Below are 20,336 nucleotides of genomic sequence, written 5' to 3' on the forward strand. Positions count from 1 at the left end.
GCCCCTCTGTTTCGCGGGTGCCGACCTGGCTAGTGTCTTCTCTACATGTTTGCGCCTACAAGTCCCCCGAAGACTCAGTTCCGGTTTGACGCTTCGGAGAGTTGAACTGTCCCACTAAACTGCCTGTGTGGTGCAATGTGCATCTACGAGCGCCAGGTTACCGGTAGCGGAACTGTTTCTTGGTAAGTCTTCGAACTACAGCTTCATTCTTAAGCCCATCGACCGATGTCCCTATGCATCGTCGCCTGCCGTTGCGTGGCCCATTTGCACGGTGTGGAACCGCGACTCCGCTTCGCGGAACAGCAACTTAACCTTGTCGACGTCCCAGGGCCGTTCGGCCAAGGTCTCATGATCCCACTGACTGCGGGGCTCGGTCGGATGGAAGAAGTCACCACCATAGACGTGGATGGCGCACGTCATCTTGCCGATCGGATTCAGCACAGAATGGATCGCCTCCCGGTCGAGCACAGCGACGTCGCCCACTCCAAGAGATCTAGCTGTCGTTGCCTCGATACCCGATGCCGTCCGCCGCCAGAAGACATTATCCTCGCGTCCCGCATAGATGCCCACTGCCGAGAACATCCGGTGATTGTGGGGCATGAGGCTCATGCACGGTGCCCAGACGAAATTGATGACCGTGACCTCGGGCGAGGTGTAGAGCGGTAAGAGGCCGGCGTGTTCCGGCTCGCCGAGCCCGGCGAAGATACCGGCGCCGTCGGCAACAGCTTCTGCCACCACCTCGCGCACGGCCTGCGAGCCTTCGGCGACGGCCTTGACGCAATCCTCGATGAAGCGGTCCTTATCGAACACGATCCTAACCTCCTGCGCTGAGTTTTTGGTCCGAGATCGTCCCGCATTCGAACCGCGCGCTCGGAGCGGAATGATGGCATTCCCGCGTTCGTCGATCGGGTACGCATATTTGAAAAAGGCGGCCGGGAGCCGTTCCTGTCCTCCAGGAGGGCGACAGCCAAGGCCGAGTTGCAAGAGCAGGCCGGCGGACAGGTTTCGGAGCCCTGCCTTTGCTCGAACGACTGGGATGCCAGGCCAGCGAACGACAACTCTTGGCTGGGAAGCGGCCTTCGAGGTTCGAAGTGGCCATCGATCTGCGACGACACAAGTCCCGGGTCATGCTCGCAGTATAGATGTGCGGGGAGACCAATGGGTTCCGACATGAGCTTTGGCGCGCCGTGATCGATGAGCGCCGCATTGGGGCAACGGCGGTGCGTACGCCTGTAGGTAGTCGCGCAAGCGCGGCGCTTTGGGCAGTGCGCATGGCGGCGGCGCCCTCCAGCGCAAACCGGCGAGGCCGATCCATTCGAGGCCGATGGTCCGAGCGATTCACGAACGCCAGGGCCAATACGCGCCTACTGTGGCGGGGCGGGCGCGGTGGGTGGTTGAGCTTGTTGCTCGCCCACGGTGTGCGCATGCCGCCGGTCGTCCTCGGCGTGCAGGTAGATGCCGGTCGTCTCGATCGAGGCGTGCCGCAGGTTCTTCTGAATAAAGCGGATATCGGTACCCGCGTCGGCCTGGTGCGAAGCCGCGGAATGGCGCAGCCAGTGCGTCGAGGCACGCGCCAGCGTCGCCGCGCCGGCCGGATCGCTCGCCTCCAACACGGCGGCCGCCCGCCGGAACACTTCCTTCGCGATCAGATAGACCGCCGTCGGCGTGAGGTGCCGCTGCGCGTCCCCGGCGACGCTCAGGATGGCCGGGCTCAGGTCACCGGGCCCCGGCATCGGCGGCAGGCCGTGGAACGCGCGATAGCGAGCAAACTCGGCCATCAACGCGTCGCTCACTGGTACCTCGCCCTCGGCGCCGCCCTTGCCGACAACGTACAGCCACCAGCGCCCGCGCCGCTGGACAAAGTCGGCTGCCTTCGCGTGGGCGGCTTCGCTCGCGCGCAGCGCCGTATGGTAGAGGAAGCGCATCACCCAGCGGCTGCGCTCGTAATGCTGGCACTCGCGCGGCGTGCCCTGCGGCCAGCCCTCCATCGACGCGAGCACCACCTGCCACAGCGCATGATCGAGATAGCGCTCGACGCGTCGCGCGCGCGAGCCACGCGTTGAACGGCTGCGGCGCAGGGCAAGCGGATTGCCTGCGAGGTAGCCGGCCGTGACAAGGTAGTCCAACAGACCCGAGAGGATGCCGAGCGCTTGACGGCGGCTGCCCTCGGCGAGCGGCCCCCCGAACAGGCGCCGAGCGCCGCCGCGGCGCGGCAGCGCCGGGTCGATCCAGTCCGCCGTTGGCGCGGCAAGGAAACGTTCGTACAGGAGGAAATCCTCGCGCGTGAGGCTAGAGAGCGGCTTGCCCAACGTGCGCGTTGCCCAGATGAGCAGCCGTACTACTTCCTTTCGGTAGCTGCGCAGCGTGTGCGGCGAGCTGGCGTACTCGGCAAGCCACAGGCGTACGGCCTCGATATCGGTGTCGGCGGCGATCTGGCGGTGGCCGCCGCGCGCGCGGTTGGTACCGTCATGGCCGTCGAGTGCGGCGGGCAGCGCGACGAGCAGAAGCGATTCGGGGGCTGGGGCAGGCAGGTTCATGGGGTTCCGCATCGTACACCTAGTAACCTTACGATTATGCGCGTTATCGTAAATTTCTACGGCTTGTGATTACAGATATAACGTAATACGATCATATACATCAGTCAGATTCACGAAATTCCACCCTCTCAGCCCGCTTCCGCCCATGAGCCGTATCAGCGATACCCGTCTACGCACCCGCGACGCCGCCGCGCGCTTGGTTTCCGCGGGCCGGCACCCGCATGAACTCACCGTCGACCTGATCTACGCCGAGATCCGCCAGGGCAGCCGCACCACCATCAACGACGAGCTGAAGCTGTGGAAGGACGAGCAGGCGCGCAACGACGCGCTCTCCGCCGCACTGCCGCCAGCAGTCGCCAACGCCATGCTGTCGGTCTGGGCGTTGGCCGTCGAACAGGGGGAACAGGTCTTCGCGCAGCGCAGCGGGGAGTTTGAGGCCGAAGCGACCGCCGCCATCACGCGCGCCGAATCGCTGCAGGCCGCCAACACAGGGTTGCAGGCGGAAGTGCAAACGCTTCGCGCCCAGGTTGACGACCTGCAGGCGCGGCTCGCTACCGCGCTGGCCGCTCACGCCCGGGGCCAAGCCGAACTGGAGGCTGCCATCCGACGGGCCGAAGCCGCCGCGGCTGAGGGCGATGCCGTGCGCGCGCAAGCAGAGCAGGCCTTGCGCGAAGCGCAGTCCGCCCATGCCCGCGAACTGGAAGCACTGCGGACCGCCCGCGCCGAACACGAGGCCGCCCTGCGGGTGGAGGTCGACCAGGCTACCGCCCGGCTCGAAGGCGTGCAGAAGCTCGTCATGCTGCAGACCGAGGAAGCGCGCGAAGCCCAGCGTCGCGCGGAAGCTGCCCTTGCGAAGACCCGCCAGCGCAACGAGCAACTTGTGGCTGACGGGCAGCGGCTCAGCGCCGACGCTGCTGAACACCGCCGGCTGGCCGAACGGCATGAAAAACAGCTCGCCAGTGTCATGGAAGAGACGCGCGAACTGCGGCGTGAGCGCGATTCCCTGACCCAACAGGTCGCCCTGCTGCAGGGCCAGCTCAAGGGTCGCGACGAGTCTGCGCCAGCGCGTACAGCCAGGCGTCGCGCCGGCTGAGCCAACAGCGAGCAACGGTTTTCGGACTACCGCGGAGCGCGTCAGCGCCCGCGCTACAATCGGGCCTTCGGTCATCGCCTGCGGGCGCTGGACCGATGCAGTGCCATGAGCAACCGCCCGACAGGAAACCGAGCCTCATGAACACGAACGAACCACAGCCACCAGCCTGGCAGCCGATCGCTGCGCTGCCGGTCATTCTGGATCTCGCCGGCGCGCAGATTGATGAGGTACAGGCCACCTTCGACGCCCTGACCCGGTGCCGGTCGCGACCCCATGTGCTTGACGACGCCACCCTGGCCCGGACGCGCCAGGTCTACGGCGAACAACGGGATTTTCTGCCGATCCAGCGCGAGCAGGTGGCACGGTGGCGATCCGGGCCGCTCACACCGCAGGAGCGCGAAGCCCTTGCTCATCTGAGCGCGCGGATCGACCGGCTGGCGGCGCTGCTCGACGATCTGCTCGCGCTGGCAGACGAGCTGTCGCACGGCACGATCGACCGGATCATGGGCATGAGCGATGCGGACCTTGCCACTGCGGTGTTATCGGGCGCGCTCAGATTGCCGCAACGCTGACAGGCGGAAAATGCAGCAACGGTACCGGCTGGCTCGATTCGCGCGGCACCTATGAACCAGATTTCCGAAACCGCGTACCCGTTACTGCCAGCGGAGATCACCGCAGACGAGTTGCGGGCAGTCTACACGCCCAGCGCCGCCGAAATCCGCTTCGTGTATGGCCAGTTCCGGCAAGCGCCAACACGCGTGCTGATTCTGACGCAGCTCAAACTGCTTCAGCGTCTGGGATACATGCCGCCAATGTCAGACGTGCCACCCGAAATCGTCGCCCATATTTGCTCGGTGCTCAAGGTCCGATCGCCGCCCCGCACGACAATCAAGCGCTATGACAGGTCGGGCAGCAAGTCTCGGCACCAGAAGGTGCTGCGCGAATTTGTCGGCATCCGCGTCGTTGATGCGCTTACCCATGAATGGCTTGCTGTCGTCGCGGCCATCGCGGCGCGCACGAAGGCAGAGTTGCCGGACATCATCAACGTTCTGCTCGAAGAGCTCATCAGGCAGCGCTACGAACTGCCGCCGCTGGCAACCCTCTCGCGCATTGCGGCTTCCGCCCGCAGCCGGCTTCACGAGACCATCTACCAGGCCTTCTCCGACGCGTTGGACGAACCGCTCAGAGCCCGCCTCGACGCTCTCTTCAGCAACCGGGCGGGACGCACGCCCTGGGACGAACTGAAGCGGGAACCAAAACGGCCGAGGCCGCGCGAGGTCGCAAGCTTCCTCAAACACATTCAGGCCTTGAACGAGCTGGCCGACGGCCTACCGCCGCCGCCGGAAATGCTCTCGGTCCCCAAGCGCATGCAACTCGTCCTTGAAGCACGGGCCCTCGACGTCCATGAGATGCGCATGCTCAAGCCGGCGAAGCGCTACACGCTTGCTGTGCTATTCATCCTCGCGCAGCTGCAGAAGGCACTTGATGACGTCGCGGAAATCTTCATCAAGACGGTCCGCAACCTGGAAGGCACGGCGGAACTGCGCATGAAACAGTATCGGCTGGCGCACGCTGACGAGCTCGAATCGCTCGTCAGTCAGTTTCGCGATGTGCTCCACATCCTGCAAGACGACGAGGCGCCGCCCGCCGAGCGCATTGCGCGCATGAGGGCATCCCTCAATGACGATCCCGGCAACGCCCTGAGCCGATGCAACGAGCACATCGCATATACCGGCAATCACGCCATCCCGTTTCTGCTGGCCCCATACAGGAATCTGCGGTCACTGCTGTTCCAGTGCCTCGATCTCCTGTCACTGCGCTCGAGCTCCCAGGACGATGCCCTGCTCGGCGCGCTCGCTTGGGTCCAGCAATACCGGGCCTCACGTCGCGAATACCTGCTGCTGGGCGACGCCGACCTCGCAGAGCTGCCGCTCGACTGGATGCCAGAGAAGTGGGAGAAATTTGTCTTCCCGGACGGGCGGACCGCCCGACTGCTGCACCGGAAATATTTCGAGTTATGCGTGTTCAGCCAGCTCAGGCGTGAACTCAACTCCGGGGACGTTTACGTCGAGCACAGCGACCAGTACGATGATCCCCGCGAACACCAGGTATCGTGGGACGAATTCCGCGAAGAACTGCCGCGCTATGGCGAACTCGTCGACTTCCCGGTCGATAGCCGGGCCTTCGTCCAGCAACTGAAGGACCAACTCAGCGCACTGGCCGACGAGGTCGACGCTGCCTTTCCGGAGAACGACTACGTCGAGATTGGCGACCAAGGTCTGATTCTCCACAAGCTCGAGAAGAAGCCCGACCCGCCAAACAAGATGTTAATCGACCAGGCCATCACGGCGTCGATGCGGCCGGTCAGCATCCTTGACATCCTGACCGAAACCGAACAGTGGCTCGACCTGCACCGGCTGTTTGGCCCGTTATCCGGCTTCGAGGCGAAGATCGACGAGCCGCGCAAGCGCTTCATCACGACGCTGTTCTGCTATGGGTGCAATCTCGGACCGGCGCAGACGGCGCGCTCGGTAAAGAACCTCAGCCGCAAGCAGGTCGCCTGGCTGAATCTGCGCCACGTGACCGAAGAGCGCCTGGACAAGGCCATCGTCCGGGTCATCAACGCCTACAACCAGTTTGCGTTGCCGAAGTTCTGGGGTTCCGGAAGCCGAGTTTCGGCCGACGGCACGAAATGGAATCTCTACGAGCAAAATCTGCTGTCCGAATATCACATCCGGTACGGCGGCTATGGCGGTATTGGTTACTACCACGTGTCGGACAAGTACATCGCGCTCTTCAGCCACTTCATTCCGTGTGGCGTGCATGAAGCCGTCTACATCCTCGACGGGCTGATCAAGAATACCTCCGACGTGCAGCCGGACACGGTCCATGGCGATACCCAGGCGCAGAGCGCGCCGGTCTTCGCACTCGCACACCTGCTCGGCATCAAACTAATGCCCCGCATCCGCGACATCAAGGAACTGCGCTTCTACAAAGCGGACCGGCGCCGTCGCTACACCAACATCGAATCACTGTTCCGCGGCAACGTCGACTGGGCCCTCATCGAAAGGCACTTGTCGGACATGCTGCGCGTCGCCATCTCAATCAAAGCCGGCCGGATGACGCCATCGACGATCCTGCGGCGCCTCGGCTCCGAGAGTGTCAAGAACAAGCTGTATTTCGCGTTCCGCGAGCTCGGGCGGGTAATCCGCACGCTGTTCCTGCTGCGCTACATCAAGGACCCCGAAATGCGCCGGACGATCCATGCCGCGACGAACAAGAGCGAACAGTTCAACGATTTTGCGAAATGGCTGATGTTCGGCGGTGACGTCATCGCGGAAAACGTCCGGCACGAACAGCGCAAAGTCATCAAGTACAACCAGCTCGTCGCGAACATGGTCATCCTCTACAACGTGCAGTGGATGTCGCGCAAACTGAAGGAGTTGCAAATGAAGGGCCATCCTGTCGACGCCGAGGTGCTCCAGGCGCTGTCGCCTTACCGGAAGGACCACATCAACCGGCTCGGGTCTTATTTGGTGGATCTCCAGCGGAAGGTGCCGCCGCTCGATACGTCGATCGATTTCGTTTTCGGATCGGCGGCATAGAGGAATTCTGGATACCGGGCCGCTCCTGCACGGGGCAGTTCAGCTGCTGACACATCCGTACGCGATAGCTGCGTCACGGCTCGGCATCGCCCACACAACCGTGCCTTGGCCCGAGGAAGAGAACCACTTTTACGTTTCGGATCACATACTTAAGGCAACTTTGGCGAAAATTTCACGAATTCCGGCCGACCCTCTTAGTCACTGTTCCCATGCTCCACCTCGTACCGACGGTCTGGCTTTCGCATCACTTCATTGCCTAGAATGGCCTCTCGCTTCGGGAAATATTCGCCGCGTCCGAAATGTCGGGACACTGCCAACAAAGAGCGCTTTGTACAAGCTGCGCATCAACTCCGCAAACGCGCGGCATGGGCGAGACTGACGCGCGCCGGCTTTGGAATCTTCATTGGCCTGCTGGTGTGCTCAGCCGCAGCCTTCGTTTTTCTGCGTCTGACTGGACCAGCCACTGCTCCCAAGAGTTTTAGCGAGATCGCGTATAGGATGGCTTGGTCGGGCGACCACTCACCCGAATTCCTATTTCTGCGGCGTACCGACGGATTGTTGAATCAGTTGTATCCAAACGCTTTACAGAGCGTTGCCGGTGCGCTTGATGCCGGGAAGCAGCCGGAAGAGCCGCGCAAGCTTTCTGCAAACGAACTGCGAGACATGAAGCAGGAGATCGCAGAATTACTTGAAATGTATGAGCGAGCAAGTAAAGTGAAGGCGCTGGAGCGTCCATCCAAGGCCGACGGCAATTACACTTCGATCATCACGACATTGGCTTTTTCAGCCGGCGCCATCACCCTCGTCTTGCTCGCAATCTCCATAAGCGTGATGTTCATGCGGTATTATGCGCAGTTGGCCGAGCTCTATGAGGCGCAGGCGATGGCGCTCGAGGCGTCAGACGGCGATCCCTCACTCGCGGTCCATCTGATCAAACATTTTTCTCCCGCCGGGGTCGCACTAGGCAAAGCCCCCACAAGCCTTTATGAAAAGTCGGTGGAAGCAATCGCGAGCCTGACGGCCGTCAAACGTTAGCCACGTCGACGATGAACGGCCTCCCAAGGTTCTGTATAAATACCGGCATCTCGATGCGCGCACGATCGACATGGTTTGCAGCGATCGAGTGTATTTCGCCGATCCGACGACCTTTAACGCATCCTCTTGATGTGAAGCCATGCGTCCTGGCGGATTGCCTTCGTCGTCGGCGCTGGTCTCGCCGTCCACAATCAACACCGTACAAATCGTCTCGCTGAAAAGAAGCGAGTCGTGGCGCTGGAGTTGGAGTCAGGTGGTCGAGCGTCGGCACGCACGGCCTCGGACCATTCTTGGACCTGACGCGCCAGCAACTGCTCGCCTACCGGCACGGGTTGCAGCACGGCGAGCCCGGCATAGGAGTCGCCGTGCCGCCGTTGTCCGAAGCGACCCGCACGCAAGCGACCAGCGGGAGCAGCCTGGATGCAAATAACCATCGCGTCGAATGACAGTTTGCGAAACGCCAGCTAACCACCAGCGTGCGCGCATAGGCATGTCGCAGCCAGTGCGGCGATGCGGCGCGTAGCAGCGGCGTGCCCGCGGCCTGCCATCCGAGCCACCGGCGCACGAGACGTTGCCCGTGATCCACGGCAACAAGGGCTAAGCGCTGCAGCAGGCGGGCCTCTATCGGGAGGTCAAGGCGATTTTTGCCGCCGCGGCGGATGACCTGGAGGCGCGCGAGCCGGCACAGGCGTTGCTGCTGCGCGCCGCATCGCCGCACTGGCTCCGCCATGCCTATGCGCGCACGCTAGTGGTCGACCATCAGGTGCCGCTGCTCTCCGCCCAAGCGCTGCTCGGTCACGCTTCCGTGCAGACCACGGCGGTCTATGCCAGGACGGACCTGACGCAGTTGCGTGCCTTTGTCGATGCCACATTTGCCGACGATCTTCGTTAGCAATCTCTCAGGCCGGCTGGCGCCGCAGGCGAACCTACGTTTTGTCGAGCCCAAGCCAGACGGCTCAGATCGACCCTTCTCTGTCAGTCTGCAATATTGCCACCAGTGGCCGGAAGCTAAATTGAACCAGTCTTTCGAAGCCGGCTGAAGGGTTACGGCAGAAATGGCAGATTGTCCTTTATCCACATGAGGTTGGTGCAGACCAACTGAAGGTCGAAGCCCCGAAGACTTAGCCCGCTCTGGAAAGTCTGACCCGGCTTGGAATAGTGGTGTCGATAGGACGTGGGGGTATCGTATCGAGGCCAACTCCGTAGTTGTGGTGCAACTGGCCGCTTGGGATGATCGGTTGCCAGCGCGTTCGGCCGGAGCCGACCCTGAGCAATGAGCTTCTCGACTCTCCACAGGGGAATGGATTCCACCACTGTGTTACGGTCAGGCTCCCAAAGATTAGCCCCCACGATGCGTCCGCCAATGGGAGACCGCAGGATGAGTAATTTGTGCCCCTGCGACATTAGGGCGATGAGCCTACGTTGACCGACTGACAGGGTCATCTCGTCTCCCATGTTAGCGCTTGCCGATCCAATGCAGCTATACCAACAGAAACGGCAGGGCAGTGGTCAAGGGCGATCGGCGCGAGTTCGCCGGTTCGCATGCAGCGCAAAAAAAATAGGCGCCCAAGTTCAGATGGGCGCCGGGGGGAAGTCGAGACGGGGTCAATTCAGCTCGATGTGCCATTCTTAACGATTCAATGTGAGACAACAATACCGCTTCGGTTGGGCTTAAGTTATCGAAGAGACACTTAGCAGGAGTCTAAATCTGGGCGCCCACCGGCCTCGCGGCATCGCCATGCAAAAGGGGCCACCTGTGCTCCAGCGTGGCCCGCCGGCAGCAGTATTGCTCTTGTCGGCGAGTTTAGTGTGGCCGAGTTTTTCATCGCCAGACATAGCCCCAATGAGGTATTTGGGAGTCTTGGCGGAGTAAGCCCCTGATGCCGGTATGGCTTGAGTGAGAATCAGCCATGAAAGCCCATCACTCCAGCCTTGAGTTGAACCGATATGGCGCACTAAGGGGGCAGCCTCCGAGCGACTCCAAGCCAGCGGCATACGCCGAAACACACCGCACCAGGCTACCGACCAATACCTCCGCGTAGGCTGTCTTCGAAGGGCGCGCTGACTCGCGTCGTCGGCCGTGATTCACCGGCCAGGCCCGGCTCAATCGGCGCCTCGCGACCCTTCGCAGTCATTGGACGACGTCAATCTTTACGGCCGCTACGAATCATCAGCAGCCAGTCGCGTCCAGCGATCTGGTGCCTCGCGGTCGGCCGCAGTTAGCAATAGCGTCTCCCCGCATTGCCGGCAGCGATATGCGAAGGCGTTTTCTCCGGCTGTCGTGCGTAGCGTCTCCGATTTCACCAACTTAGGATGCGGCGCGAAATAGCCCGGCCGGTCCAGTTGCGACAGGCAAAGGCCACACAGAGACATCTTTCCGCCTGCTTGATTCGATTTGGAAAGCGCCCCGCCTCAGAGGCGGGGAGCACCGCCAAATTGTTGATCTCTGTTGTTGGTGAACATCGTTTATGCCTGCGCGGCGATTTCCGTCAGTCGCCCAGCAAACCTTCCGTGTTGGAGCGCCCTTCACGGTAACGCGCCGGAGGTTGACGCGCACTGCGGTGTGAGACGGTGTGCGTGTGCGCCTTCGGGCGCGCTCCAACATGCAGGACTCCGTGCCCCGCGAGCATCGTGGGGCGGGAAGTTCCAGTGCAGTTACGGAGTGATGTCCTCGAATCCGAACGCTGGCCGATGCTGTGTCAGCCAGCTGCCGCAGCCAGCGAGCGCAGCTGCCACATCCTCTTCGTTGTTATAGAAGTGGAATGAGAAGCGAACGGCGTTGCGTCGCACAGCGGCTTGAACGTTCTGGGTCTTCAAATGCGCCTGCAGGGCAAGCGCGGGGCTTTGTCCGCGTTGCGATTCAATGCAGACCATGTTGGCTTGCATTCCAACCTTCGGAAGCTTCAGCGGAACTCCGAGTTCGATGAGGCCATCACTGAATCTCTTGGCCAAGTGGCAGACATGTTTGTCGATGTCCTGACTGCCCAGGCCGTTCAGCAAGTCCAGCGTACGCGTCACTAACGTCGCAGCCAGGAAGTTGTAGTTGCCAAGGTCGAACCGCAATGCGGCGGGTTGCAGCTGAATCGGCGCCGCGTCATAGTCGGCCTCGTGCGTCGCCGGAATGTCAACGCCAAAGCGTGCGAGGTAGCGGGGGGACAGCTGCGAGGCGAACTCGCTCCTGACGTAGAGGAAGCCCATACCATACACCGAGCACAGGCCCTTCTGGGTGCTCATCGCCAATGCATCGATGGGTGTTTTTTCAACATCGATGTGGCTAATGCCGATGGACTGAGCGCCATCGACCACCAAGCGCACTCCACTGGCCCGACACGCATGGCCCAGACGGTCGAGATCAACCCGAAAACCCGGCAGGAATGACGTCGCGGACACCGTGACAACGCGGGCGCGATGCGCGCCTTGCAGTGCTTCGACCACGGCATCGACCGGAAACTCGCTTCCCGCGGCCGGAAAATCCCGCACGCTGACGCCTAAGGCCTCGAGGTTGCGCCAGGGATACAGGTTATTGGGATGCTCCACTGCAGAGCAGATCCACACTTCCTCGCCGGCTTGCCAGTCTATGGCGGCGGCCACCATATTCAGACCGTCCGAGACGTTCTTGGTCATGGCGATTTCGTCAGTGTGAGCGTTCATCAGCCGGGCAATACCGCTGCGCGCTTGCTCCACCACGGCAAAGTATGCCGCTTTGTCAGCCCGCCCCAGGACCCGATCCTGCAGATGGTCGTAAGCAACCTGGGGCGCATCTCCCGGCATCAGGCCACGACTTGCGACGTCGATATAGGTCTGCGCCAGCGCACCTGGAAATTTTGCCCGCGCCAAGGTGAACTTGTCAGCCATCGTGTTTTCCTTCTCTACGCTCTTGAGTAAATCGATTGTGTTCATTGCAGCTTCATCCCGGAGGCGTTGACGATGTTTACCCAGTTTTGTCGATCCTCGGCGATGAAGCGCTGCAGCTTGTCCGGGGTCATGTCGATCTTTGAAATCCCCAGTTCGGCCAGTTTGCGCGTGATCTCTGGCATGGCCAGCGCCGTGGCCAGTGCGTTACCCCATTTCTGGGACACCTCGTTTGACAATCCAGCTGGCGCCAGGAGCGCAAACCAGTAGTTGGCCTTCTCCATACCTTGGACGCCTTGCTCTTGGAACGTCGGTACGTCGGGGAACTCTGGCAGACGCTTGGTCCCCGTAATGCCAATTGCAAACATTCGCCCGGACTTGATGTACGGCTCAGCCGATGCGGGATTGGTGAAGAGCAGATCGATCTGTCCACCCAGCACGTCGGTTGCGGCCTGAGACGCCCCCTTGTACGGGATCATCTGGAGCTTGAGTTTTGACTGCTGTTGGAACAAGGCGGTGATTAGGTGGCTGGGGCTGCCGGATCCAACCCCCACCGTAAATCCCTCGCTGCCTTTCGCGCTGGCATTGACCATATCCCGAACGCTGCGCAGCTTCGATTTCGGACTGGAGAGCAGCATTGCGGGTGCGGTCCCGACGAAGCCGATTGGCTTGAAACTTGCCACCGGGTCATACGGCAAGCGGGGGTACATTGCGGGCGCGGTCGTTTGCGCATTGTCGGCGAGGAGCACCGTGTAGCCGTCGGCCGAGGCTTTCGCAACTAGCGTGGTGCCGATCGTTGCACCGGCGCCGGGCCTGTTGTCGACGATCACAGGTTGCCCGAGCTGCTGGGACAACGGCTTCTCGAGCAAGCGGGCGACGGCGTCCGAGCTTCCGCCGGCAGTATAGGGAACCACAATAGTGATCGGCTTCTTGGGGAAATCGGTAGCTGCTTGCGCATAGGCTGCGACCGCGCCGAGAGAAGCGAGAGTGAGAATTCGGCTGCAGAGGCGGCCGACAGATCGGAAGGGCATGGGGGGACTCCATCGCAAGATAGTCATCCCAGTATCCGTGCCAGAGCCGGCGCCAACAATTGATGGTTCCTACGATCCGGTATGAGCTTTTGGAATACCGGCTGCTAGTGCAACATCCGCCCAGCCTCAGGGGAGGATCGGCGCATCTTGTGACGCAAATGCCTCATGCAACCAGCTCATAAAGAGGTCCACGGCCCGCTTTTTCGCTGCGCGTGCCGTGCAGATCGCATAGTAGTTCAGGCCGTCGTGCAGCTCGTCATCAGTCAGGCGAACTAGCGTGCCACGATTGACTGCATCCACCGCGAGGCTGGCACGCGTAAGGCAGAGGCCGGCGCCTGCTTGGGCAGCTTCCAGCATGGTCGCGGAATCGTTGAAATGAAGCACCAGAGCGTTGTCAGCGGTCAGGGACGGGCGCCCGCTTTCAAGCCACGCTTCCCAGTAGTCACGTTCGACGTTGCGCAACATGAACGAGTTCGTTTCTTCACTCACACGTCCAGAAAACTGGGCCTTCACATCCGCATTGCAAACGGCCCAAATAGCGTCGCCCGTGAGGCATTGCATCCGGTCTGCTTCCCAATCGCCCCTGCCGAGGCGAATGGAGATATCCGCTCCCGAAGACTCTAGGTCAACAAAGTAACGGTGGACATCGATATGTAGATCTATCCACGGGTTTAAGGCGAGGAAAGAGGCGATACGACTCCCCAAGATGCGGACTGCAAAGCTTCTCGCGACCGACACCATGAGAGTCTGTCGTTCAGTAACCACGGAGAGATGCCGCAAGCCGACGCCGAGCGTTTCAAAGGCCCGCTTGGAGTAGTCATAGAGCAGTTCGCCCTCCTGTGTGAAGGCCAGCCCCCGGGGACCCCGGCGAAATAATTCCACCCCTAAATGCTCTTCGAGGGATTTTAATTGGCGGCTCAACGCACCTTGCGTTAGATGAAGTTCTTCACCGGCCCGGACCAGGTTGAGATGCTTGCCAACGGTATTGAAGAACAGCAGCGCCTTCAGGGAAGGGAAGTTTCTCAGAAGACTTGTATTGGACGAGCTCATAGCGACGCGAGTTACGATATGGTACCCCTCGATCCGTCGAGGGGTGCCATAGCATCGCACATCTTCCGCGAGACGTTGCAGGCCCTGGCCTCGCCCCCCTGATTGGACGGCGAATGGGAAGTGCAATCTGCTTGTTGGACCAAGGAGCCAGCCGCGTGTCAACTGGGCTGGACTGACCGACCTTCTGACGGCTTCTTGCACAAATGAGGTCGTTACCAGTCCCCATCGAATTGACCGCTACTGTTAAGGCCGAGACCGGAAGCCCAACCGCAACCTGGCCGCGCCGCGGCGCCGACGGTCGCTGACCGACCCTTCTCTGCCGTTGGGGGCTCGCTGGCCCAACGGCGGGTGTTGGATGAGCAGCGGTCATCGAGTTCCTCGCGATGTCCACTTCGCCCGGCCTGACAGGCTGGGGGGTTTTCGCCTCGCAGCATCAGCGGTCCCGGCATCGCTTGGAAGCATGGCACGTCCTGGTTTCAAAACCGTGCCGGAGGTAGCCACCATGCTCGGCAAGACGGGGGCCGTGCCGACAACCGCCGCGCGATGCGATGGCGCGGGGCTGTAGCCGGTTCTCGCGCGAAGCTAGGGAGTGGTTAAATCGCCAATAGGTCGCAACAGCTTTCGGCTAAATGCGTTGTCACAATGCTGGGCTAAATTGATGATCGTCGAACGATTGGCGCACTTTGGGGGCTGCATTGCGGAGCCTCTCGATGACGAGCATGTGCGCATAGGTCCAGTACTCGTCCGCCGATCGCGACAATCATTGAGGCAACCGCGCCCATCAAGAGAGATCATTTATTTCAGTCAAACAATGCATGACAGCAAAGTGTTCTTCTGCGGTGATCCGCATGGAGAGTTTGGACCACTAATTGAGGTCGTGCAGCAGCATCGGCCTGAAGCGGTAGTAATTGCGGGAGATATTCAGGCCAAGCGGCCACTTGATCAGGAGCTGGCCAGCATCCTGCCGCTCACCGACGTCTGGTGGATTCACGGAAATCATGACACCGACAGCGATGAAGACTACGACAATTTGTTCGGATCGCAGCTCGCAGATAGAAACCTGCACGGGCGAGTCGTAACCGTCGCGGGGATTCGTATTGCCGGCTTGGGCGGAACCTTTCGCGATCATGTTTGGATGCCGCCGGACGCTCCGCTCTTCACCGGCGAAGCAGAATATCTTGCGCAGTGCGGTAAAGGAAACTACTGGCGGGACGGCCTGCCGAGGCGCCATCGAAGTTCGATTTTTCCGGCAACGTTCTACTCGCTAATGCTTCAGCAAGCCGATGTGTTAGTTAGCCATGAAGCTCCAGCTTGTCACCCACACGGATTTGATGAAATCGATGCACTCATCGAAGCCATGGGCGTGCAACGAGCATTCCATGGTCATCACCACCAATCCATTGCGTATCCAAGTGGCGGTGCGTATCGCGCTTTTGGACTCGGTGTGCGTGCTGTGGCCACGATTGCCGGCGATTTCCTGACTAGCGGACCAGCGTGACTGCGCGCACGTTCTCGCGGCAGTGGAGCCGCGCCAAGCCTTATCCGATTACGATGAAAAATGGATAGGACTATGCTGCCAACTCGATTGGAATAGAGCAACGGATCCTTGGCATCTCGTCGAAGGCGCGGATTTTCCCGACTCCCCGCCAACGATGCCCCAGCGCCGTTCAGCATGGCGCGTCAGGCCCGCTTCCGTGCCGAGGACGGCACCATAACAGCCTTCCGGGCGGGCAATCGACCGCTGGTGAGATCCGCCTGAACCTGGCGGGACCAGCAAGCACTCATGCCCTGTCGGTCACAGTCCGGCGACTCTTGGCCTGCTCCGGCTTGCACTCCAACCCGTCCATGCCACAGCCCTCGGGATGACCCTCGCAGCAGTGCTCCAGCAAATACGCAATCAACGCATTCATTTGGTCAAATTGCGCCCTATAAAACACAAATTTACCTTCCTGCGTACTTTTCACGAGGCCGGCGTGGACAAGTTCTTTCAGATGGAAGGATAGGGTCGCGGGGGCCATGCCCAAGGATTCCCGTATTCCCCCTGCACTGACTCCTTCCAGGCCCGCTTGCACCAGCATGCGGAATATCGCCAGGCGCGAGTCCTGCGCGAGTGCAGCCAAAGCTGCTACGGCGTGTTCATTCTTCATTTCTCGAACTGTAGAGGCAGAGTCGCAATCCGCGCAAGTTTGAGTGCGCTACGTGTCATTGAAGTGTCATGAACGGTCATCGTAGTGTCATATTTCATCCCCATGATTCGATCAAACTAGATTTCTAGAAACGTAGTTTGTAATCTGGCTTTGTCCACCCATCGACCCAGGGAGTTCGAAATGCGCTTCACCTCACAAGCTGCACTGACTGCGGCATTGTTTGCAATCGGCACACAGGCTGCTCACGCACAGGCCATCGTCAAGGTTGACGGTTCCAGCACGGTCTATCCCATCACGGAGGCCGTGGCGGAAGACTTCCAGAAGGCGAAGAAGGGCGCTACGAAGGTCACGGTGGGCATCTCTGGAACAGGCGGCGGCTTCAAGAAGTTCTGCCGCGGCGAGACCGACATCTCCAATGCGTCGCGGCCGATTCTGAAGCAGGAAATGGAAGCATGCGCGCAAACGGGGGTGAAGTATTACGAGCTCCCGATCGCGTTCGATGCGCTGACCGTGGTGGTCAATCCGAAGAACACGTTCGTGAAGCAATTGACGGTCGAGCAACTCAAGAAGATGTGGGAGCCGGGTGCGCAAGGAAAGATCACGAGCTGGAAGCAGGTGGACGCAGCGTTCCCGGACGCGCCATTGAAGCTCTTCGGCGCAGGCTCCGACTCGGGTACGTTCGACTACTTCACGGAAGCCATCGTCGGCAAGGCCAAGTCGTCTCGTGGGGACTACACCGCGTCTGAGGATGACAATGTCCTGGTCCAGGGCGTATCGCGCGACGTCAACAGTCTCGGATACTTCGGCTATGCGTATTACGAAGAGAACAAGGGCAAGCTGAGGGCCGTGCCGATCGTGAACAAGAATGGTAAGCCTGTGAGCCCCGCCGCCGGTGCCGTGCTCGATGGCTCCTACAATCCGCTGTCCCGCCCGATCTTCATCTACGTCAACGAGAAGTCAATGGACAAGCCAGAGGTGAAGGAATTCGTTGCGTACTACCTGCAGCATGGCGCCCGACTGGCGTCCGAGGTGAAGTACGTTCCGCTGCCGGCCAAGGCGTACACGACCGCGGCGGAGCACCTTGCGAAGAAGAAGCTGGGCACCGTGTTTGGCGGTGAGCCGGATGTGGCGGCCACGATCGATTCGTTGCTGGCTCGCGAAGCCAAGCTGTAAGACCTGCCATGGCGCGGGGATACCCGCGCCATGCCATCACGCCCGCTCAAGCGCCGCAAATGCCAGATTCCTATACTGCATCCGCCACGTCCTCCGCATCGCCGCTGGAGACATCGCACGTCGTCAGCGAGCGGCTGGCCAAGAAGACATTCCGTAATACCAAGGAACGCGTGATCGAGGCGATCCTGTTCCTGGCTGCTTCGGTATCTGTTGTCGCGACCGTGGGTATCGTCTGGGTGTTAGTTAGTGAATCTGTCCAGTTCTTCACGAACATCCCGGTTCTTCAGTTCTTTACTGACACGCTGTGGACACCACTGTTCGCCGACCCGCGATATGGCATCCTGCCACTATTGCTTGGCACCCTGACCACATCGGTCGTTGCGCTGGCGGTGGCTATCCCGCTAGGCACCACGATCGCGATCTATCTTTCGGAGTTCGCCAATCCGTCTGTCCGGGAAGTCATAAAGCCCTTTCTGGAGTTGTTGGGCGGCATTCCTACGATCGTCTACGGATACTTTGCGCTGACCGTCGTCACGCCGCTGCTCCAAATACTGATTCCCTCATTGCCCGGCTTCAATATGCTGTCGGCCGGGATCGTCATGGGGATTGCGATCATTCCGTACGTCAGTTCCCTCGCTGAGGATGCGATGCGTGCGGTGCCGATGAGCATGCGCGAAGGCTCGTATGCCATGGGGGGCACCCGCTTTCAGACCGCCGTACGTGTCGTGGTGCCTGCAGCGCTTTCCGGCATCCTTTCCGCCTACATCCTTGGTATCTCCCGCGCCGTAGGTGAAACCATGATCGTCGCAGTGGCCGCTGGCATGCAGCCAAACTTCACGATGAACCCCATGGAGCCGGCGCAAACCATCTCCGCGTACATCGTGCAGGTTGCACTTGGCGATCTGCCACATGGCTCCATTGGCTATCAGTCCATATTCGCCGCCGGGCTGACCCTAATGCTGATGACGTTGGTCTTCAACATTCTGGGACATATGGTTCGCCGCCGCTATCGCGAAGCCTATTGAAAGGTCGCTATGCATCAGCCAGCCCTCGGCACGATCCGTGCCATTATCAAATCGAACAAGCGATGGGACCTGTTCTTCGCTATAGCGGGATTCGTTGCCTTGCTTATCGGTGTCCTAACCTTCATCGCCTTGTTTCTCCAGATGGCGTACACGGGATGGGAGCGAATGACCCCAGAGTTCTTCACGAACTTCCCTTCGCGGCGGGCCGCGCAAGCTGGCATTCTTTCCGCCTGGGTGGGCTCATTGCTGGTTATGCTGGTGACGGCCCTCACCGCAGTGCCGCTCGGCATTGCGGCGGGCACGTATCTGGAAGAGTACGCGCCCAAGAATCTCATTACTGACATCATCGAGATCAATGTCACGAACTTGGCCGGCGTGCCGTCCATCGTCTACGGATTATTGGCGCTCGGCATTTTCGTCTATGCGTTTGGCTTCGGTCAGAGCGTGCTCTCCGCCGGTCTGACGCTTGCGCTGCTCATTTTGCCAATCGTCATCGTGGCGACCCGCGAAGCAATTCGGGGCATACCTCAGCATATCCGCGAGGGCGCATACGGCCTCGGCGCAACGCGCTGGCAGGTCACCCGGGACCACATCGTTCCGTATTCCATGCCCGGCATTATGACCGGCGTCATTATCGGCATGTCGCGGGCGATCGGCGAGACCGCACCGATCATCACTATTGGCGCGCTGACATTCATCGCGTTCCTGCCGCCGTCGCCTGTCGGACCGACGTTTCCCTGGATCAACTTCGACTGGCTATGGTCTGGCTTCACCGTTATGCCGATCCAGATGTTCAACTGGACGTCGCGGCCGGAGGAAGCCTTCCAGCAAAATGCGGCCGCTGCCGGCTTCATTCTGGTTCTGATGACGCTATCCATGAACGGACTCGCCATCTGGATTCGCTATCGCCTGAGGAAGAACATCAAATGGTAGTCAACACTATGACGCTACAGGACCAAACAGGCGATGCCGCACTAGCGCGCGGCGCATTCACCAACGTGTTCGCCGCAGAGGCACAGGATTCTTCGCCGGTCAAAGCCGCGGCCATCGACTTCAATTTCTACTATGGGACCTTTCACGCGCTCAAAAACGTGAACTTGCCCATTCAGGAGAAGCGCGTCACCGCGTTGATTGGGCCGTCCGGCTGTGGCAAGTCCACGCTGTTGCGTTCCTTCAACCGCATGCACGACCTCTATCCCGGCAATCGGTATCAAGGCGATATTCGACTCTATCCAGATAACACGAATATCCTGGATCCGAGAGTGGATCCCATCGAGGTCCGCATGCGGATCGGCATGGTTTTCCAGAAGCCGAACCCATTCCCGAAGTCGATCTTCGAAAACGTTGCATACGGACTGCGTCTTCGTGGAGAAAAGAATCGTTCCATGCTAGAGGAACGCGTCGAGGAGGCTTTGCGCGGCGCCGCACTATGGGACGAGGTAAAGGATCGGCTGCATGCGCAGGCTACTGCGCTGTCTGGCGGTCAGCAGCAGCGCCTCTGTATTGCGCGCTGCCTCGCCACCGATCCGGAAATTCTGCTTTTCGATGAGCCCACCTCGGCGCTGGACCCGATCGCGACCGCGAGCATCGAGGACCTCATCGCCCAGTTACGTTCGCGCGTCACGATCCTGATCGTCACGCACAACATGCAACAGGCTGCCCGCGTCTCCGATTTCACGGCGTATATGTACCTCGGCGAGCTGATCGAGTATGGAAAGACGAACCAGATTTTTCTGAAGCCGACGAAACAGGCCACGGAAGACTACATCACCGGTCGTTTCGGGTAAC

16 protein-coding genes and 1 pseudogene are annotated in these 20,336 nt (G+C 60.5%); 11 read left to right on the forward strand and 6 right to left on the reverse strand.

What is annotated here, in order from left to right:
- Positions 1–231: 231 nt before the first annotated feature.
- Together D9X30_RS22780 and D9X30_RS22785 are read right to left on the reverse strand one after the other, a co-directional pair.
- The gene (locus D9X30_RS22780; RefSeq protein WP_124682084.1) at positions 232–810 is read right to left on the reverse strand and encodes a hypothetical protein; all 579 of its coding nucleotides are present in this window, start codon (positions 808–810) and stop codon (positions 232–234) included.
- 554 nt (positions 811–1,364) lie between these two features.
- Complete coding sequence (locus D9X30_RS22785; RefSeq protein WP_124682085.1) at positions 1,365–2,537, reverse strand: tyrosine-type recombinase/integrase; 1,173 nt, start codon at positions 2,535–2,537, stop codon at positions 1,365–1,367.
- A 145-nt stretch (positions 2,538–2,682) separates the two neighbouring features.
- On the opposite strand from D9X30_RS22785, the gene D9X30_RS22790 reads away from it, so the two are divergent.
- The 6 genes and pseudogenes from D9X30_RS22790 to D9X30_RS22815 form a co-directional block, all read left to right on the forward strand.
- Complete coding sequence (locus tag D9X30_RS22790) at positions 2,683–3,630, forward strand: DNA-binding protein (RefSeq protein ID WP_124682086.1); 948 nt, start codon at positions 2,683–2,685, stop codon at positions 3,628–3,630.
- A 137-nt stretch (positions 3,631–3,767) separates the two neighbouring features.
- Complete coding sequence (locus tag D9X30_RS22795; RefSeq protein ID WP_124682087.1) at positions 3,768–4,202, forward strand: hypothetical protein; 435 nt, start codon at positions 3,768–3,770, stop codon at positions 4,200–4,202.
- Positions 4,203–4,253: 51 nt separating this feature from the next.
- The gene (locus D9X30_RS22800; protein ID WP_124682088.1) at positions 4,254–7,235 is read left to right on the forward strand and encodes a Tn3 family transposase; all 2,982 of its coding nucleotides are present in this window, start codon (positions 4,254–4,256) and stop codon (positions 7,233–7,235) included.
- Positions 7,236–7,496: 261 nt separating this feature from the next.
- Positions 7,497–8,270 carry a hypothetical protein gene (locus tag D9X30_RS22805; RefSeq protein WP_153949579.1) on the forward strand — a complete coding sequence of 258 codons (774 nt, stop codon included), beginning with the start codon at positions 7,497–7,499 and terminating at the stop codon, positions 8,268–8,270.
- 290 nt (positions 8,271–8,560) lie between these two features.
- On the forward strand, positions 8,561–8,716 hold the full coding sequence (locus D9X30_RS22810; RefSeq protein WP_153949578.1) for a hypothetical protein: 156 nt from the start codon (positions 8,561–8,563) through the stop codon (positions 8,714–8,716).
- Between the two features lie 80 nt (positions 8,717–8,796).
- Positions 8,797–9,162 (forward strand): annotated as a pseudogene (locus tag D9X30_RS22815) (tyrosine-type recombinase/integrase); the annotation flags it as partial.
- A 1,763-nt stretch (positions 9,163–10,925) separates the two neighbouring features.
- Here D9X30_RS22815 and D9X30_RS22825 read toward each other — a convergent pair.
- The 3 genes from D9X30_RS22825 to D9X30_RS22835 all read right to left on the reverse strand — a co-directional run bounded on the left by D9X30_RS22825 (position 10,926) and on the right by D9X30_RS22835 (position 14,203).
- Positions 10,926–12,170 (reverse strand): aminotransferase class V-fold PLP-dependent enzyme, encoded by a 1,245-nt coding sequence (locus tag D9X30_RS22825; protein WP_153949577.1) that lies wholly within the window; start codon positions 12,168–12,170, stop codon positions 10,926–10,928.
- Positions 12,167–13,153 carry a Bug family tripartite tricarboxylate transporter substrate binding protein gene (locus tag D9X30_RS22830; RefSeq protein WP_194946584.1) on the reverse strand — a complete coding sequence of 329 codons (987 nt, stop codon included), beginning with the start codon at positions 13,151–13,153 and terminating at the stop codon, positions 12,167–12,169. The genes D9X30_RS22825 and D9X30_RS22830 overlap by 4 nt, the downstream gene beginning before the upstream one ends.
- Before the next feature lie 126 nt (positions 13,154–13,279).
- Positions 13,280–14,203 (reverse strand): LysR family transcriptional regulator, encoded by a 924-nt coding sequence (locus D9X30_RS22835; protein ID WP_153949575.1) that lies wholly within the window; start codon positions 14,201–14,203, stop codon positions 13,280–13,282.
- Between the two features lie 658 nt (positions 14,204–14,861).
- Here D9X30_RS22835 and D9X30_RS22840 point away from each other — a divergent pair.
- Entirely contained in the window at positions 14,862–15,701 is an 840-nt protein-coding gene (locus D9X30_RS22840) for a metallophosphoesterase family protein (RefSeq protein ID WP_228771059.1), read from the forward strand.
- A gap of 283 nt (positions 15,702–15,984) precedes the next feature.
- Here D9X30_RS22840 and D9X30_RS22845 read toward each other — a convergent pair whose 3' ends face one another.
- Positions 15,985–16,350: an ArsR/SmtB family transcription factor gene (locus D9X30_RS22845; RefSeq protein WP_153949574.1), complete on the reverse strand. Its 366-nt coding sequence runs from the start codon at positions 16,348–16,350 to the stop codon at positions 15,985–15,987.
- Positions 16,351–16,530: 180 nt separating this feature from the next.
- On the opposite strand from D9X30_RS22845, the gene D9X30_RS22850 reads away from it, so the two are divergent.
- Genes D9X30_RS22850 through pstB form a run of 4 tightly spaced genes read left to right on the forward strand, consistent with a single transcriptional unit; the run spans position 16,531 to position 20,335 of the window.
- Positions 16,531–17,523 (forward strand): PstS family phosphate ABC transporter substrate-binding protein, encoded by a 993-nt coding sequence (locus D9X30_RS22850; RefSeq protein ID WP_153949573.1) that lies wholly within the window; start codon positions 16,531–16,533, stop codon positions 17,521–17,523.
- Between the two features lie 59 nt (positions 17,524–17,582).
- Positions 17,583–18,548 carry a phosphate ABC transporter permease subunit PstC gene (gene pstC, locus D9X30_RS22855; RefSeq protein ID WP_153949572.1) on the forward strand — a complete coding sequence of 322 codons (966 nt, stop codon included), beginning with the start codon at positions 17,583–17,585 and terminating at the stop codon, positions 18,546–18,548.
- A gap of 9 nt (positions 18,549–18,557) precedes the next feature.
- Complete coding sequence (pstA, locus tag D9X30_RS22860) at positions 18,558–19,481, forward strand: phosphate ABC transporter permease PstA (RefSeq protein ID WP_153949571.1); 924 nt, start codon at positions 18,558–18,560, stop codon at positions 19,479–19,481.
- On the forward strand, positions 19,475–20,335 hold the full coding sequence (gene pstB / locus D9X30_RS22865; RefSeq protein ID WP_228771058.1) for a phosphate ABC transporter ATP-binding protein PstB: 861 nt from the start codon (positions 19,475–19,477) through the stop codon (positions 20,333–20,335). Before pstA ends, pstB begins: the two co-directional genes overlap by 7 nt.
- Position 20,336 lies beyond the last annotated feature (1 nt).

It is taken from the genome of Cupriavidus sp. U2 (assembly GCF_009663685.2).
Lineage (GTDB): Bacteria > Pseudomonadota > Gammaproteobacteria > Burkholderiales > Burkholderiaceae > Cupriavidus > Cupriavidus necator_C.